The 16,885-nt window shown below is 26.1% G+C and carries 17 protein-coding genes; 15 read left to right on the forward strand and 2 right to left on the reverse strand.

Features of this window, described 5'->3' with window-relative positions; all coding sequences use genetic code 11:
- Positions 1 to 90 precede the first annotated feature (90 nt).
- The 15 genes from VLK81_RS05485 (at position 91) to VLK81_RS05555 (ending at position 13,899) form a co-directional block, all read left to right on the forward strand.
- Entirely contained in the window at positions 91 to 1,350 is a 1,260-nt protein-coding gene (locus VLK81_RS05485) for a bifunctional folylpolyglutamate synthase/dihydrofolate synthase (protein ID WP_324619653.1), read from the forward strand.
- A gap of 9 nt (positions 1,351 to 1,359) precedes the next feature.
- On the forward strand, positions 1,360 to 2,259 hold the full coding sequence (gene murB / locus VLK81_RS05490; protein WP_324619654.1) for a UDP-N-acetylmuramate dehydrogenase: 900 nt from the start codon (positions 1,360 to 1,362) through the stop codon (positions 2,257 to 2,259).
- On the forward strand, positions 2,260 to 3,009 hold the full coding sequence (locus VLK81_RS05495) for a PHP domain-containing protein (protein WP_324619655.1): 750 nt from the start codon (positions 2,260 to 2,262) through the stop codon (positions 3,007 to 3,009).
- A gap of 1 nt (position 3,010) precedes the next feature.
- Positions 3,011 to 3,868 (forward strand): RNase adapter RapZ, encoded by an 858-nt coding sequence (gene rapZ / locus VLK81_RS05500; RefSeq protein WP_324619656.1) that lies wholly within the window; start codon positions 3,011 to 3,013, stop codon positions 3,866 to 3,868.
- Entirely contained in the window at positions 3,862 to 4,854 is a 993-nt protein-coding gene (locus tag VLK81_RS05505; RefSeq protein WP_324619657.1) for a gluconeogenesis factor YvcK family protein, read from the forward strand. The genes rapZ and VLK81_RS05505 overlap by 7 nt, the downstream gene beginning before the upstream one ends.
- Positions 4,855 to 5,250: 396 nt before the next feature.
- Complete coding sequence (locus VLK81_RS05510) at positions 5,251 to 5,388, forward strand: hypothetical protein (protein ID WP_324619658.1); 138 nt, start codon at positions 5,251 to 5,253, stop codon at positions 5,386 to 5,388.
- A 61-nt stretch (positions 5,389 to 5,449) separates the two neighbouring features.
- The gene (locus VLK81_RS05515) at positions 5,450 to 6,592 is read left to right on the forward strand and encodes a hypothetical protein (protein ID WP_324619659.1); all 1,143 of its coding nucleotides are present in this window, start codon (positions 5,450 to 5,452) and stop codon (positions 6,590 to 6,592) included.
- A 39-nt stretch (positions 6,593 to 6,631) separates the two neighbouring features.
- Positions 6,632 to 7,759 (forward strand): hypothetical protein, encoded by a 1,128-nt coding sequence (locus tag VLK81_RS05520; RefSeq protein ID WP_324619660.1) that lies wholly within the window; start codon positions 6,632 to 6,634, stop codon positions 7,757 to 7,759.
- Positions 7,743 to 8,648: an ABC transporter ATP-binding protein gene (locus VLK81_RS05525; RefSeq protein ID WP_324619661.1), complete on the forward strand. Its 906-nt coding sequence runs from the start codon at positions 7,743 to 7,745 to the stop codon at positions 8,646 to 8,648. The genes VLK81_RS05520 and VLK81_RS05525 overlap by 17 nt, the downstream gene beginning before the upstream one ends.
- On the forward strand, positions 8,641 to 10,980 hold the full coding sequence (locus VLK81_RS05530; protein ID WP_324619662.1) for a hypothetical protein: 2,340 nt from the start codon (positions 8,641 to 8,643) through the stop codon (positions 10,978 to 10,980). The genes VLK81_RS05525 and VLK81_RS05530 overlap by 8 nt, the downstream gene beginning before the upstream one ends.
- A gap of 94 nt (positions 10,981 to 11,074) precedes the next feature.
- Complete coding sequence (locus VLK81_RS05535) at positions 11,075 to 11,599, forward strand: TDE2712 family protein (RefSeq protein ID WP_324619663.1); 525 nt, start codon at positions 11,075 to 11,077, stop codon at positions 11,597 to 11,599.
- A gap of 107 nt (positions 11,600 to 11,706) precedes the next feature.
- The gene (rplS, locus tag VLK81_RS05540; RefSeq protein ID WP_324619664.1) at positions 11,707 to 12,054 is read left to right on the forward strand and encodes a 50S ribosomal protein L19; all 348 of its coding nucleotides are present in this window, start codon (positions 11,707 to 11,709) and stop codon (positions 12,052 to 12,054) included.
- Positions 12,055 to 12,096: 42 nt separating this feature from the next.
- Positions 12,097 to 12,957, forward strand: a complete 861-nt coding sequence (ylqF, locus tag VLK81_RS05545; RefSeq protein ID WP_324619665.1) for a ribosome biogenesis GTPase YlqF — start codon at positions 12,097 to 12,099, stop codon at positions 12,955 to 12,957.
- The gene (locus tag VLK81_RS05550) at positions 12,941 to 13,549 is read left to right on the forward strand and encodes a ribonuclease HII (RefSeq protein ID WP_378142997.1); all 609 of its coding nucleotides are present in this window, start codon (positions 12,941 to 12,943) and stop codon (positions 13,547 to 13,549) included. Before ylqF ends, VLK81_RS05550 begins: the two co-directional genes overlap by 17 nt.
- On the forward strand, positions 13,549 to 13,899 hold the full coding sequence (locus VLK81_RS05555) for a YraN family protein (RefSeq protein ID WP_324619667.1): 351 nt from the start codon (positions 13,549 to 13,551) through the stop codon (positions 13,897 to 13,899). The genes VLK81_RS05550 and VLK81_RS05555 overlap by 1 nt, the downstream gene beginning before the upstream one ends.
- A gap of 38 nt (positions 13,900 to 13,937) precedes the next feature.
- Here VLK81_RS05555 and VLK81_RS05560 read toward each other — a convergent pair whose 3' ends face one another.
- Together VLK81_RS05560 and VLK81_RS05565 are read right to left on the reverse strand one after the other, a co-directional pair.
- The gene (locus VLK81_RS05560) at positions 13,938 to 15,005 is read right to left on the reverse strand and encodes a hypothetical protein (RefSeq protein ID WP_324619668.1); all 1,068 of its coding nucleotides are present in this window, start codon (positions 15,003 to 15,005) and stop codon (positions 13,938 to 13,940) included.
- Between the two features lie 432 nt (positions 15,006 to 15,437).
- The gene (locus VLK81_RS05565; protein ID WP_324619669.1) at positions 15,438 to 16,778 is read right to left on the reverse strand and encodes an MATE family efflux transporter; all 1,341 of its coding nucleotides are present in this window, start codon (positions 16,776 to 16,778) and stop codon (positions 15,438 to 15,440) included.
- Positions 16,779 to 16,885 lie beyond the last annotated feature (107 nt).

Below are 16,885 nucleotides of genomic sequence, written 5' to 3' on the forward strand. Positions count from 1 at the left end.
TTATTAGCCGGTGGTTATGATTTTAAATCTACATATAAATTTTGATTTATTGGCCTTGTATGGATATAATATAGATAAGTAGGTGATAATATGAATTCAAAAAGTATTAATTTTTTAGAAAAAATTGAAAAAAGAGGATTTGTTTTAGGTCTTGAAAACATAGAAAAAACAATAGACCTATTAGATATAAATAATTTAAAAGTAGTTCACGTTGCTGGGACTAATGGAAAAGGATCTGTATGCAACTATATGGATTCAGTTTTAAAAGAAGCTGGATATAAGGTTGGTCTATATACTTCGCCATCACTTGTTAGATTTAATGAAAGAATTAAAATAAACGATAAGGAAATCGCTGATGAAGATATTGATAGGATATTGGAGGAAATAGAAAGATTAACTGAAGAGAATAATATTCCTATTACGTTATTTGAAGCTGAAACTGCTTTAGCATCTAAATATTTTAGCGAACAAAAATGTGATATAGTAATTTTCGAAGTAGGTATGGGCGGCAGATTAGATGCTACTAACTATTTAAAAAAGCCTTTAGTATGTATGATTACATCTATAAGTATGGATCATACAGATTTTTTAGGCGATACAATTGAAAAAATCGCTGGAGAAAAAGCTGGCATTATAAAAGAAGGTGTTAATGTTTTTTCTTATATGCAAGCTCAAGGTGCGAGTGAAGTTTTAAAAAATAAAGCAAAAGAGAAAAATGCTCCAATAGAGTTTTTAATTAAAGATGATGTTAAAAATATTGAATTTAATGAATCTTATACAAAATTCGACTTTAAAGATAGAAAAAATATTAAATTATCTTTAATAGGTGATTATCAGCCATTTAATGCTAGCTTAGCAATACTTGGGCTAGATTATTTGAAAGAGAAAAATTTCAATATCACAGAAGAAAATCTTTATAATGGATTAAAAAAAGCTAGAAATAGAGGAAGATTAGAAGTAATAAAAAATGAGGATTCTAGTAAAACTATCATTATTGATGGTGGACATAATAAAGAGGGAGCTCAAAGTCTTGTTTCGTCTCTTAAAAATTTGTATGGAGATAGAAAATTTACTTTTGTGTACGGATCACTTAGAGATAAAGATTATCAAAGTATTATAGATTTAGTTGGCCCTATTTCTAAAAATTTCTTGACTGTAAGGCCTGATAATTTAAGAGCTCTTTCAAGTATAGACCTTAAAAATGCGATTTTGAATAAGGGATATAATGCGACTGCTTTTGGTAGTACAAAGTTAGCCCTAAAAAGTGCTTTAAGCTCTGATGATGATATAATTGTAGTATTTGGTTCTCTTTATTTAATAAGAGAAGTTTATGAATATTTAAATATTTAGGAGTAGACATTGACTATATTAGAAAATTTAAAAAATTTAAAAATTGGTGAAGTTTTAGAAAGGGAGCCACTTAAAAATCATACAACTTTTAAGATTGGAGGTCCATGTAAAGCTCTTATCTTAAATAATTCGTATGAAGATGTGAGAAAAACAGTAGAATTTTTGAGAAATAACAATCAAAAATTTATGATAATAGGAAATGGATCAAATCTTTTAGTAAGTGATAAAGGTCTAGATTTCTTTGTGATAAAAATAGGTGAAAATCTTTCCGAGGTTCAATTGGAAGGTGAGAAGATTAGAGCAATGGCTGGGGCAGGACTTGGCTTTGTAAGTAAATTTGCTATTAAAAATTCTCTTGAAGGTATGGAATTTTCTTCTGGTATTCCAGGTAATATTGGTGGTGGAGTAAGTATGAACGCTGGTGCCTATGGGGGAGAATTAAAAGATATAATTGAAAGTGTAAAAGTAATAAACAATAATAATGAAATAATAAATATGAAAAATTCTGAAATGAATTTTTCATATAGACATTCGAGAGTTTTTGAAGAAGATTTAATAGTTCTTGAAGCAACATTTAAATTAAAACATGGAGTTTATGATGAAATATATGCTAGATTTAAAGATTTTGATAATAGACGAAGAGAAAAACAGCCTCTTGAATATCCATCAGCTGGATCCACATTTAAAAGACCAGTTGGATATTTTGCTGGAAAGCTTATAGAAGAAGCTGGTCTAAGGGGTTATAGATATAAAAATGCTATGGTTTCGTCTAAACACTGCGGATTTGTTATTACAGATGGAGAGTCAAATTTCGATGAAGTAATGCACGTTATAAATCATGTAAGAGATGTAGTTTTTGAAAAAAATGGTGTAAAACTTGAAACTGAGGTTAAAATTTTAGGAGAATAAATGAAAATTTTATCAGATAATCATATTCATACTTTTTATAGTGGTGAAAATGGACATGCTATAGGAACTATTGAAGAGGTAGTGAAAGCTGCAATAGAAAAAGGAATGAAGGAAATTATTATTTCAGATCATGGGCCAGGTCACAAGTTTTATGGTTATAAAATATGTAGAATGAATGAGGTCAGAAAAGAGATTGATAGACTTAATGGAAAATATCCTCAAATAAATATTCTTTATGGAACAGAAGCTAATGTAATGGGTTATAATGGCGAAATTGACCTAACTGATAAAGAGAAGGAATTTTTAGATAGGATTTCAGTAGGTTTTCACTATGGTATTTTTAATATGGACATAAAAAGTTTTATTATATTTCAAATATTAAACCCTCTCTCCAAATTTATAAAACCACTTAGAAAATACCTTATTAGAAAAAATACAGACGCTTTAATAAATATTATAAAAAAGCATAATATTGATATTATAACTCATCCTGGCTGTAAGGTTAAACTTGACATCTATAGACTTGCTAAGGAATGTGAAAAGTATGGTACAGCTCTTGAAATTAATTCATCGTATCACGATGCTTTATCTTATGAAGATTTAAAGATTGCTTTAAAGACTAATTGCAAATTCTCAATTGGCTCAGATTCTCACAAACCACAAAATATAGGAAACTTTGAAAGATCACTTAAAAAAATTGAAAAATATAATATATACAAAAATAGGATAATAAATTTAGTGGAGGAATAGGATGAAAATTGTGGTAGTTACAGGCATGAGTGGAGCTGGTAAGTCCACTGCCCTAAATATTTTAGAAGATTTGGGTTACTACTGTTTAGATAATCTACCATCTGAATTATTAGATAGTTTTATTGATATTGCATCAAGAACCAATGAATCTATTGATAAAATTGCTTTAGGACTTGATATTAGAGGAGTTGGATTTCTTGAAAATATTAAAAAATCTATTAATAATTTAAGAGATAAAGGTCTTGATCTAGTTGTTCTTTTCTTAGATGCTAATAATAAAACCCTTGTTAGGAGATATAAGGAGTTAAGAAGACCACATCCAATGGAAGTTAGTGGGAATGTACTCTCAGGGATTGAAAAAGAAAGAGAAGCTCTTGAAAATATAAAGAAAGATTCTGACTTTGTAATAAATACATCTAATTTTAAAATTGCAGATTTAAAATCGAGCATTATGAGCATATCTAATTTAGACTTAGATAAAAACAAGATGTCAATTACTATTGTTTCTTTTGGTTTTAAAAATGGTATCTTACTTGATGCAGACTTAGTTTTTGATGTGAGACTTCTACCAAATCCATACTATATAGATGGATTAAAGGAAAAAAACGGTTTAAGTAATGAGGTTAGAGAATTTGTATTATCCTACAAGCAAACTGGTGAACTAATCGAAAAAATAGTTGATTATATTAATTTCAGCTATAAATTATATGAAAATGAAGGGAAAAATAGCTTAGTTCTTGGAATTGGATGTACTGGAGGGAAACATAGGTCTGTTGCAATAGCAAATAAATTATTTGATATATTAAAAGAAAAATATCCTTTTGTTTTTCTAAGCCATAGGGATGAGAGATTATGGTAAAAAATGATTTTAAAATTGTAACCATAGGTGGCGGAAGCGGGTCATCTGTTTTACTTCATGGACTTAAAAATTTTACAAAAAATATAACAGCTATAGTAACGGCAGCCGATGATGGTGGTGGAAGTGGAATACTAAGAGAAGATTTAGGAATGTTACCACCAGGCGATATTAGATCTTGCTTAGTTGCACTATCAAATTCAGAAAAAGAAATGGCTGATCTTATGAAATTTAGATTTTCTGAGTCTAGCGGAAGATTAAGTGGTCAATCTTTTGGCAATATCTTCTTAGCAGCAATGTCTGAAATATATAAGGATTTTGAAACTGGATTAAAAGAAGCTTCTAAGGTTCTAGCTATTACTGGAAAAGTTTTACCTATGACACTCGAAGATGTAACCCTTTACGCAAAACTCGAAAATGGAATGGTTATAGAAGGAGAATCGAATATCACTTTCTTAGCTAGAAAAGAAGAAACTAAAATTGACCATGTTTTTTTAAAGCCTGAAATAATAAGGCCACCTTTTGAGTCATTGGACGACATAAATGGGGCAGATATGATTGTTTTGGGTCCTGGATCACTATATACGTCAATTATGCCAAATCTCTTAGTAAAAGATCTATTAAAAGCTATTATTGATTCAAAAGCTATTAAAGTTTATATATTAAATATTATGACTCAAGCTGGAGAAACTATTGGATATAGAGCAATAGATCATATAGATGCAATTTACAAACATGCGGGAGAAAATTTTTTAGATTATGTCATCGTAAATAATAAAGAAATAGATGAAAGAATTAAGCTAAAATATAAATACAAAGATAAAACTGAGCAAATTCTATTAAATGATTTAGAGAAAAAAACTATAGAGGCTAGGGGAATTAAAGTGATAGAAGATAGTTTAATCGAGGTTAAAAATGACTATGTTAGACATGACGCTAATCATTTAAGTAGGATCCTAACTGATATACTACAAGACAATATAAAATAAACTTAATAGTTTTTTAAATTAATTTATCACCTAAATTTATATAATAATTTAGGTGATTTCTATATATAGAATAAATCTTTAATATTATTATATTTAACATAATATTTGATTGTATTATTTTGATTTTATGATATAATATAATTAATTAAAGCTGAGATAAGAATGAGGTTATTATGAAAAAAAAGTAAGATACTTTGCTTAGTAATATGTGTTTTAAGTCTTATTAGTATTATAGGTTTCGCTGCAGAAAACACATATTACTATTATAAAGATGGTGAGAAAAAATTCTTTACTGTATCAGCTAATATTGATGGAAGACATACAACTCATCAGATAACTGGAGATGATTATTCTTATCCTTCTGGTAATGCTACTGTAAGTTATCATCTACATGGAGTGGTTAAAGTAGATAAAATATATGGAACTAGCTATAGATCATACTGGTACACTTCTTATAATGCTCCAGCTGACGTTTTTAGAGCCACTACAACAGTAACAACAATAATAAATAGGACTGTAACTGCTATTAAATAGATAAAAGTGAATAATATATTATCTCAGCTTTAATTTCTTACAAATTACAAGGGAGTTTAATATGAAAAGAAAATTCATTATCTATTATTTTTTAGGAATAATAATTTTATTATCATCATGTAATAAAGAAATTAATATTAAAGAATATAAATCATTTGATCACATAGGTTATTATGAGATTGGACAGCACACATTAGCAGAAACTGAAGATGGATACTATACACTATATATGGGTTTATTAAATTATATAGATTCAGCTACTAAGAAGGCTTATCTTATTTCAAAAGAAAAATATTCTATAGATGATTTATTAAAAAATGATGAATTAAGAGAAAAATCAGATGCTTTTTATGGTGAAAATTCTAATATTTTTTATGATAAAGGAAAACTATTTGCTATAACTAATGATGAATTTATAGAGATTGACACAAATAATTTGACTAGAAAGAAAATAACTGATTTAAAATTTCATGATAGCGCTTTATATAAAGATGGAAGACTATTAATGATAGTTCCAAATTTAACTTCAGATTCTAACAATGAAAAAGGTGTACTTATGGAATTTGATTTTAGTAAGAAAGAGTTTAAAGAAGTAGTTGATATTACAGAAAATTTTTCAGACGAAGGCTCAATTCAATATATGTATTACGAAGAAGGTAATGTATATATATTATTTACAGGATATGACATAGGTACAACTATTGCAAAAATAAATTTAGAAAATAAAAATATAGAGAAAATTAAACTTGATGGAAAAAAGTATTGGATTAATAATTTTTATATTCATGAAGGTAATTTAGTATATTCGTCTTATGAAATTGAAGGAGATGAATTTAGTTGGATTGGAAAAGAAGTCAAATACTATAATTATCTTGAAGATAAAGATAAAGCTAATTATATTTATTCATCAACCCTTCCTTTTATCATTTCTTCTAATGGAAACAAAAAATATGAAACAATGACTAGCGCTTTTTCACTTATAAAATCAGATGAAAGCGAAAAAAATTTTTTAAAAGATTATATTTTTACAATAGATGTAGATGGGAAAGAATATGATATTGATGAAAAATATTTTTTAGATAGTGCTCCTTTTATTGGTACTATAAATTCTAAAGGTGAGCCAGTAGTATATGCTGGTGGTTTGGGAAAAGTTTTTCTATTTGATGAAAATAGGGAGGCAGTAGACGTTTTTGCAAATAATTAAATATTTCAATATTTTTTATTACCTACAAAGGAGTTATAAATGAGAAGAAAAAATATTATATATTATTTTTTAGGAATAATAATTTTACTATCATCATGTAATAAAGAAATTAATAGTAAAGACTATAAATCGTTTGATCACTTTGGTTATTATGACACTAGTCAGCACACTTTAGCAGAAACTGAAGATGGATACTATACACTATATATGGGTTTATTAAATTATATAGATCCAGCTACTAAGAAAGCCTATCTTATATCAAAAGAAAAATATTCTATAGATGATTTATTAAATGACGAAGAATTAAGAGAAAAATCGGATGCTTTTTATGGTGAAGATTCTAATGTATTTTATGATAGGGGTGAGCTTTTTATTGACAACAGAGAGTCATTAATTAAAGTTGACCCAGAAAACGTTACAGCTGAAAAAATTTCAAATCTGAGATTCCACAATAGATCAATATTAAAAGATGGTAAATTTTTTTATAATGTAATTTCTACGGATAGTGAGTCCTTAGATGAAAAAATATATGAATTTGATTTAAAAACTAAGAAAGAAAATTTATTTTTATCTAATGATAAATTAGATAAAAAGCTTAATAATATTCAATGGATTTATTATGAAGATGGAAATTTATATTTGAATCCATTTGATTATTATTCAAAGGATGTTATATTAAAGATTGATGTACTTTCTAAAAATATTGAGTGTATAGAGAGTTTTTCAGACAAATTTGCATTCCAGAATATTTTTTTTAAGGATAAAAACTTATATTTTGCAGAATATGAAAAATCAGACACTCTAAAAGTAGATCGTAAAATAGAATACTATCAATATATGGGAAAAGATAAAGAACCTAAAAAGGTTGGTTCAAGTATTTTTCCATATATTATATCTTCAAATGGTTCAACTGAGTTTAATACAGTTGTAAATGGACTTCCTATTCTAAAAACTGACGAAAGATTTAAGAATTTATTAAAAGACTATTCATATAAGATTATTGTAGATGGCAAAGAATATCACTTAGATGAAAAATACTTTTTAAACAATGCTGTTTTTACCGGAACTATAAATTCTAAAGGTGAGCCAGTTGTATATGCGAGTGATTTGGGAAAAGTTTTTCTATTTGATGAAAATAGGGAGGCAGTAGATGTCTTTGCAAACTAATTTAGAAATAATAGGGATATCAAAAATATATGATAAGACCATTAAAGCATTAGATAATGTAAATTTATCATTTAACTCAGGAGTCTATGGTATTTTAGGACCTAATGGAGCTGGAAAGTCTACATTATTTAAGATACTTACAGGAATAGTTGAAAGAGATGCTGGGAATATTTTATATAATGGTAAATCTATTTTTAAAGATATAGAAAACTTCAAAAATAATTTTGGTTATATGCCACAAAACGAAAATCTATATCCTGATTTAAGTGTTAAGCAGTATTTAAGATATATTTGTCTTTTAAAGGGGATAAAAGATAAGTCTATTTCTGATGAAATAAAAAGAGTTTTAAATTTAACTGATTTAACGGTAAAAGAAAATAATAAAATAAATAGTTTAAGTGGAGGAATGAAAAGAAGGCTTTTATTATGCACGGCTCTAATTAACGATCCATCCTTACTATTTTTAGACGAACCAACTGCTGGACTAGACCCAAAACAAAAAGCAGAGGTTAGAAATCTAATTTCTTCATTAATGGAAAACAAAATAATTCTGATTTCATCTCACCTTACTGAAGATATTGAAAATATTGCTAAAGAAGTTGTTTTTATTGATAGTGGGAGGGTGGTTCTTAAGGATTCTACAAATAAAATCTTAAGATATTATAAAAATATTTGTTTTGAATCTATTATTTCAAAAGAAGATTATCATGAACTTCAAGGAAAGATACCTATTTCAAGAGTAAGTCAAATTTCAAATGATAAAATATATATTAGAGTTTATGATAAAAATATAGCAAAAGAAGTTTTGAGTAAATATTCTTTTCAAGCAGCAAATCCAAACTTAGAAGAAGTCTATCTTTATATTTTTGAAGGTGATAATAATGTTTAAAAATATAAAAGGAGAGTGGATTAAGCTTAAAGCAAATAAATCTTTTTTCTTAGTTTTTTGCATCATTTCTTTTATTTCTATTTTTTATTTTTTTAATCTATTAAATGAAGAATTTCCTGAGGATAGGCTAATTTTTCAAGATAATTTATCGAAAATAAATAACGGCACAAGTATAGAAGATTTAAATATTGAGGAAAACTTAAAAAAATTAAAATCTCTACTAGCTATACCAGAATTAATGAATGGAGAAGAAAAAATATATTATAATAAAAATTTAGAAATATATAAAAAAGATCTAGAAAATGATAAGAATTTTCCTTTAAATGATATTATGAGTTTAGAAGATTTTAAAAATAGGGCTGATTACATTGAAGGATATAAGGATGAACTAGATAATTCTAGTCAAAATCTTAAAGAGATTTCTAGAAATCCTGTATTAAAATCATCTTCATTTTTAAAAAGAGCTTCTTTAAAAAAAGCCGAGGCTTATAAAAAACTTGTAAGTGAAAATATAAATCTTACTATGTCAAATGATAAGGGTTTATATATACTTAAAAATCTAAAACTAATTGATTATTTATTAATTATTTTGCTTTTTTTTACTGCGTCAAATATATTTCAACTTGATAGAGAAAATAAAACTATAGAGCTGATTTCTTCATTTAATAATGGAACAAGAAAGAGTAGCAAGGGTAAAATTGGATTATTTATTACTATTTCATTTATTTTTACTTTTATAATTTGGTTTATTATTATCATTTCTATATATAGTAAAAATTATTTTGGTGATTTGAATAGGTCAATACTATCTTGTTCTTTATTTAGAAATTTTTACTTGAATTTATCTATAAAGAAATTTCTTTATCTTTTCTTTTTAGGGAAATTGTTAAACTCACTTTTACTTGCTGGTATAATAACTTTAATTTACTCTTTTTTTAAAGATACTAAATTTATATTTATTATCTTTATCAGTTTTATAATTTTGTCATTTTCAAGTTATAAATTAATTGCAGAAAACTCTAATTTTAATCTATTATTTTACTTGTCTATTTTTAGAATTTTAGATATTTTTAATAGATTTACTGATATTAGATATATTAATTTATTTGGCTTATTAATAAAAGAAAATTTATTTTATGCTATAGTTAATTTATTATTGTGTCCATTAATTTTTCTTATTAGCTTAGAGATATTACTTAAAGAAAGAAATAATATTGTAAATAAAGAAATATTTTCATTTTCAAAGAAAATTCACGCTAAAACTTTACTTGGTATGGAAATTTTTAAATCTTTTATCATGGGGAAAATGTATATAGTATTCATTATTCTCATAGCATCTTTATCTTTTACTAGTCAGATTAAATTAAAAGGTGATGAAAGCTTTAAAAGAATAGCTTATTTATATAATTTTGAGAAGCTAAAAGGTAATTTAAACTCATCAAAAATAAAAGACATAGAAGATTTAGAAAAAATGTATCTAAAACTTGAAGAAAAAGAAAAGATACTTGAAGATAAATTTTTAAAAAAAGAAATATCGGATCAACAATATAATATAGAAAAATTTGATATTAATAGGTATTTGAATAAAAAAGAAGAGTTTCTAAGGATTAGAACTGATGCTATTAATTCCTATGAAATAGTTGGGGAAAATAAAGACCTTTTTATAATTGATGAAAGAAAAGGAGAATTTAATTTTGAAAAATCTAATGTATTTGCTCTATTAAATATTATAAGTTATACATTTATTATCCTCTATTCTCTATCTCTTTTTTCAATAGATAGAATAAATAAATTGGATAGTTTTTTAAAAACTTTTAAAAATGGTCACTTAAAACTCTTTAATTTGAGAATACTGATAGGATTAATTTTAAGCTTTTTAATTGCTATTTTAGGGAGCTTAGTTATATTAGTAAACTCAAATAATAATTTTTATTTTATTGAAGGAAATATTTTAATACAGTCTTTAAGACAACTATCTAATTTTGGTAGGGTGATGAGTTTTTATAAGCTATATATTTTACTATTTATTTATACATTTATTTCACTATTCTTATCTTTTGAAATAGGTGTTTTCTTAGAAAATAAATTTAAAAATACTTTTTTCACACTCTTAATAAGTGGTGTTATTTTTATAATTCCAAATATTATTTTACTTTTTAATGGACCTAATAATTACTTTATTTTAAATTATTTATCTAGTGCTTATACTGTGAGAGTTTTTCTAGAAAAATTGGGATATGTAGGATTTATTGGATGGCTAATTAATATGCTGTCTCTTATTATATTTTTATTTGTTATAAATAGAGAAATTTATATAGCAAGAAAAAAGTAAAAGCATAAATATATTTAATTTAAAGTATATAATTTGCTAGAAATTTTTATAAGTTGTATAATATAGATGAATTTAGTTAGATAAGGAGTATATTATGAATATTAAAATTAATTATGAGATTATTGAAATGATGCTTTTTTATTGGGATACAGTTATGAGTAGGGATAAGGTTATAGACTCTTATTTTAAGGAAATTGCTGATAGGGAAGAAATGCAAGTAATTTATGACGATGAATTTAATTCAGAGTCTCTAAGAAAGGTTTTGTCAGCAATTAATAATAGAGAAAGATTAAATAATCCTACTAAAAAGGAATCAAGATTTTGGAATTTAAATATGTGGATGCTTGAAGACGCAGAAAATACTCAAAACATGCTTAAAGTAGTTAAGTCTTTAAACATAGATAAGGAAGTTTCAGAAATAAAAGATTTAGCTTGTGATACTATTGAAATTAATTTTGTACCAGGACATGATTTCACATATATTGCTGAAAAGTGCAAACTTACTATAAATTTCTTTAAACTTATGGCACCAGATTTTATGAATCCAGAAATTATAAAAATTGAAGGAATGGATTTAAAAGATTTTGTATTAGAAAAGCTACAAGAAGTTATAAAATAGACTTGTAAATTAAATAATTTTATAGTATAATATTTAAGTATGTAAAACGGGTGTTCCTCTATCATTATTTTGGATATGAACATTGAAAGAAAAGGAGGGTTTTTACAATGGATATTATTAGACAGTTAGAAGAAGAACAATTAAGAAAAGACGAACTTGATTTTAATACTGGTGATACTGTTAGAGTTCACTACAGAATTAAAGAAGGTACTAGAGAAAGAATCCAAGTTTTTGAAGGTACTGTTATTAAAATTCAAGGAACTGGTCTTAGATCTACTTTTACAGTTAGAAGATTATCTTATGGCGTAGGAGTAGAAAGAACATTTTCTCTTCATTCCCCAAGAATTGAAAAGCTAGAAGTTACTAGACATGGTAAAGTACGTAAAGCTAAACTTTTCTATCTTAGAGATAGACAAGGTAAATCTGCAAAAGTTAAAGAAAAGAGAAACTATTAAGATAGAGGCCAAATGGCCTCTTTTTAAATATTGGAGGGAAATATGAATATTAATTGGTATCCTGGCCATATGAAAGTGGCGTTTGATAATTTTAAGAAAAATTTAAAACTAATAGACATTGTTGTAGAACTAATTGATGCTAGAATACCTTTTTCAAGTAAAAATCCTAAAATTGATGAGATATTAGAAAATAAACCTTCTGTACTCTTATTTAATAAGATTGACTTAGCAGATGAATATACTACAAAAAAATGGAAAGAGTATTATGAATCAATAGGAAAAAAAGTTCTCTTAGTAAATGCAAATCAAAACAAGGGTTTAAATAATTTAAGGCAAATACTTGAAGATGAACTATCTGAAAAGTTTAAAAGGGATGAACAAAAATTAATTAAGGATAAGACTATAAAGATGATGATGGTAGGAATCCCAAATGTTGGTAAATCAACCTTAATTAATACTCTATCCAAAAGAACTGGAGCTAAGGTAGGAAATCTTCCGGGTGTTACTAGAAATATACAGTGGATAAAAACTCCAGGTAAGATTGAGCTTTTAGATACTCCGGGTGTATTATGGCCAAAATTTGAAAATAAGGAAATCGGACTAAACTTAGCATTTGTTGGATCTATTGATGATGATATTTTAGATGTAGAAAATCTTTCTTATGAACTTATAAAGAAACTTAACAAGATTGACCCTAACATCTTAAAAAATAGGTACAATATAGAATTTGATTTAGATACAGATATAGCCTATATAATGGATATGATAGGAGAGAGACGAGGAGCAATTCTAAAAAAAGGAATAATAGACTATGATAAGGTATCTAGGATGATACTTAGAGAGTTTAGACTTGGAAAACTTGGAAGAATAAGCTTAGAAAAGGTTAGTGATTTTTTTGGATAAATATATAGAAAGTGAATTAGTAGAATATAAAAATATTTGTGGCATAGATGAGGTTGGCAGGGGATCGTTATTTGGACCAGTAGTTGCAGCTGCTATTATTATGAATTTGGATGATGTAATAGATGAAGTTAACGATTCTAAAAAAATAACAAGAAAGAAAAGAATTTTACTAGCAAGAGAAATTGAAGAAAAATCACTCGCAGTTGGGATAGGAATTGTTGACAATAAAACGATAGACAAGATAAATATAAAACAAGCAACTAGACTAGCTATGAAGTTGGCACTTGAAGATATGATACAAAAATTTAATATTAATCCAGGAATTGTCTTAATAGATGCGGAAAATATTGATAGCCATATAAAGCAAAAATCTATTGTTCATGGGGATAGTTTATCTTATAATATTGCAGCTGCATCTATATATGCTAAGGTTTTTAGAGATAATATGATTATAAAACTAGCAGAGGAATTTCCTTACTATTCACTGGAAACAAATATGGGATATGGAACCAAAAAACATTATGAAGGTTTATTAAAGTATGGAAAAACAATTTTTCATAGAGAATCTTTTTTAAAGAAGGATATTAGATAATGAATAACTTAGGTAAAAAGGCAGAAAAACTTTCCATTGAGTATTTACAAAAAAAAGGTTATAAAATAATCCAATCTAACTTTGAATCGAGTTTTGGCGAGATAGATATTATTTGCAAGATTGATAAAATATTAGTATTTGTAGAAGTAAAAGCTAGGTCTACAACTGATTTTGGTTATCCGCGTGAATTTGTAAATTTGTCTAAGCAAAGAAAAATCATCAAAACTGCCGAGTATTTTTTATATTTGAATGATTATCATAATTTCCAACCTAGATTTGATGTTATTGAGGTTTATTTAAATGATAATAATAGAATCAATCACATAGAAAATGCGTTTATTACAGAGTAAAACCCCTACTTTTCTAAAAGAATAGTAGGGGTTTTGAACTAATAGTTTTTCTCTTTTTCATCCAATATAAATGCTCCAGCATAAGAAATAATTAAGAAGATATAGGTAAGTCTGTTTTCAAAAATTCCATTAATTGAATCTATGGACTGACTATAAAGATAATTTGCACCGTATATTAAAATCAGTCCGGACATTATATATTCATTTCTTAAAAACAATTTAACAAATATTGAAATAATACTAACTATTAGTAATATACTTATAGATAATTTTATTAATCCACCATCTAAAATATCCACAAAAAAGAAAGAGTGTGGATGGTAATCATGAAATTTTTCTTTAGGTGTATTTTCTGGAAAAAGTAATTTTCTAGCTTTATCAGTTCTATAAATATCTCTATGATGAGACCCACCTTTTCCTAAAATTAGATCTTTTATGTTATAACTTTTTATTTCATCTATAGCAATTGACCATATTTTTTCTCTCTGACCTAAAGCTGATCCAGATTTTATAGTTTCGGCTTTTTCTGATAGAGACTTTTCTAATGCAAATCCATGTAAAATATCATCAGTATCAACATCCATTGAAGAAATAAAATCATCACTATTAAACTCATTTTTTAATTTTTCATAAATCTTATTTGAGTGATTATTATAAAGAGAGATAATAGCAAAAGAGGTTAATAATGATAAAAAGAGTACTATTATAAATTTTTTAATATTGAAATTATTATTTAGTCTTTTTACATAAAGTATAGCAAATACAATAAAAATCATAAAACTTGGTAAAATAGCTAGCAAAAATCTTCGAGAGCCAGATGTATAAAAGATAGGTCCAACTAGTGTTATAAAAACAAAAAATTTTATCAGTTTGTATTTTGTCGAATATTTTAGTATATAAAACAAACCAATAAAAAATCCAATATAAATTGAAAGGGCATATTGGTTATAATCTGACTGAAGACTTGTTCTTAAAATGTAGAAAGTTCTTCCGAGAAATATTACATAAATCCAAGTTAATACACTTAAAAATAAAGCGACTATGCCACCAGTAAAAAATAACTTTTTTAAAGCTTCATCGATATTTCCATCAGCTTTATTATGCATATAGAAGTAGTAAAAAAAGAGTATAGTAGACAAATAAGTGCCGGTCCTATAGTAATATATTTTTTTAATGAAAAAGCTTTATCTTTTGTCCATAATAAAGAAATTAGGTCAAAGATAATATAGGAACATGTAAATATTATTGGATATTTAAATTTTTTCCAAGCAGTCTTAAAAGACAAAAAAAAGTCCTTAAAACTTTTTTCTTTGATAACGTAGATAAAGCTTAGAATAATTAGAAATAATAAACTTACTTTGTATGGTGATAAAAATCCAAAATTAAGTTTCATAGCCATTTCTACAGGAAAGAAAAATAAAGTTATTAAGAACATAAAATCCATTAGTTTTTTTAATTTTTTAGTATCCATTAAATCATCCTTTAATTAGTAAATTCACTTACTCTTATATTATAAAACAAATTATTAAAAATTAAAACTAATTTGCAGTTGATAATTTAAAAACACCTTTTGATTTAAATAAGATAAAAGATAATAAAAATGTTATTAATTCACTAAATATAACTGAAGACCAAATTCCAAAATCGCCAAATAATATTGGTAGTACTAAAAGGCAAATTGAGATTGAAATATAACCTCTAATAGCAGATACTAAAATAGCTTCAGTATTTTGCTTAATAGCGTTCAAGTATCCTGAATTTACTATGTTAAGACTTAAAACTAAGAAACTCACACTATATATTCTAAGTGCATATACAGAGTAGTTAAATAGGTCCATATCGGCTTTTGATAGGAAAATAGATACAATTTGACTTGTAAATACTTCTATTAAAACAAAAAATATTAAAGAAAGTATAAATGCTGACTTTACAGATACTTTCAGTAAATACATGACTGATTTTCTGTCTTTTTTGCCATCATAAAAAGATACTAGAGGCTGCATACCATGGTTTACAGCAGTCATAGTGACAATTACTAAATTTGAAACATATAATATTACAGAAAATGCAGGCAAATATTTAACACCTAGAATCTTTATAACATTATAATTAAATAGGAAAGTTACAAATCCAGCAGATAGTTCTGTTAGTGCATCTGGAAATCCTCTTTTAACAATAATCATTAAAGTTTTTGTATCAAAATTAGGCTTTACAAATTTTAAATTAGAATTTTTATTTAAAAAGTGTAGTAAAAATATAGTGAAAGATATAAATTGGGCAAAAATTGTAGAAATTGCAGCTCCTTTTAATCCCATATCAAGAACAAAAATAAGTAAGTAGTTACCAACTATATTTAAAATAGTTGTTACTAGTAACACTGTAAATGATTTTGATGGGCTACCCTCAGCTTTTATTAGTATTTCTAAACAATATGATAAACTTACAAATGGAGCACCTAATGCTATTATAAATAAATAATCTTTTAAATAAAGTGCTAATTCTCCATTTGCTCCAAGCCCAGTTACTATTTTGTCTATGAATATTATTGAGACTAGCGACATAAAGACAGAAATTATTAGTATTAATATAACATTTAAGGTAAAAATTTCATTTGCTTTCTTCTTATTATCTTGTCCTAGTAGATTTGTAATAATATTTGAAGATCCGACTGAAACAATTAATGAAATAGTGAAAATAATACTAATAAATGGATTAGCTAGGTTAACTGCGGCTAATGCTTCTGGACCAACACCCTTACCTACAAATATACCATCAAGCATAGTATATAAAGCAAAGAACCACATAGAACCTATAGACGGTAATAAAAATTTTAAAAATTGTCCTCTTAGATTTTCACAAGAGGTCTTATTGAACTTCATAAAGCTCCTTTCATTTTAATAAAGTGAGTTTATTTTTTTACCTCTCACCAAGGTAAGATGTTTTACTAGATATAATTTATTATTTATTGTATGATTATCTAGTAGAA

This window comes from Citroniella saccharovorans (genome assembly GCF_035481615.1).
GTDB lineage: Bacteria > Bacillota > Clostridia > Tissierellales > Peptoniphilaceae > Citroniella > Citroniella saccharovorans.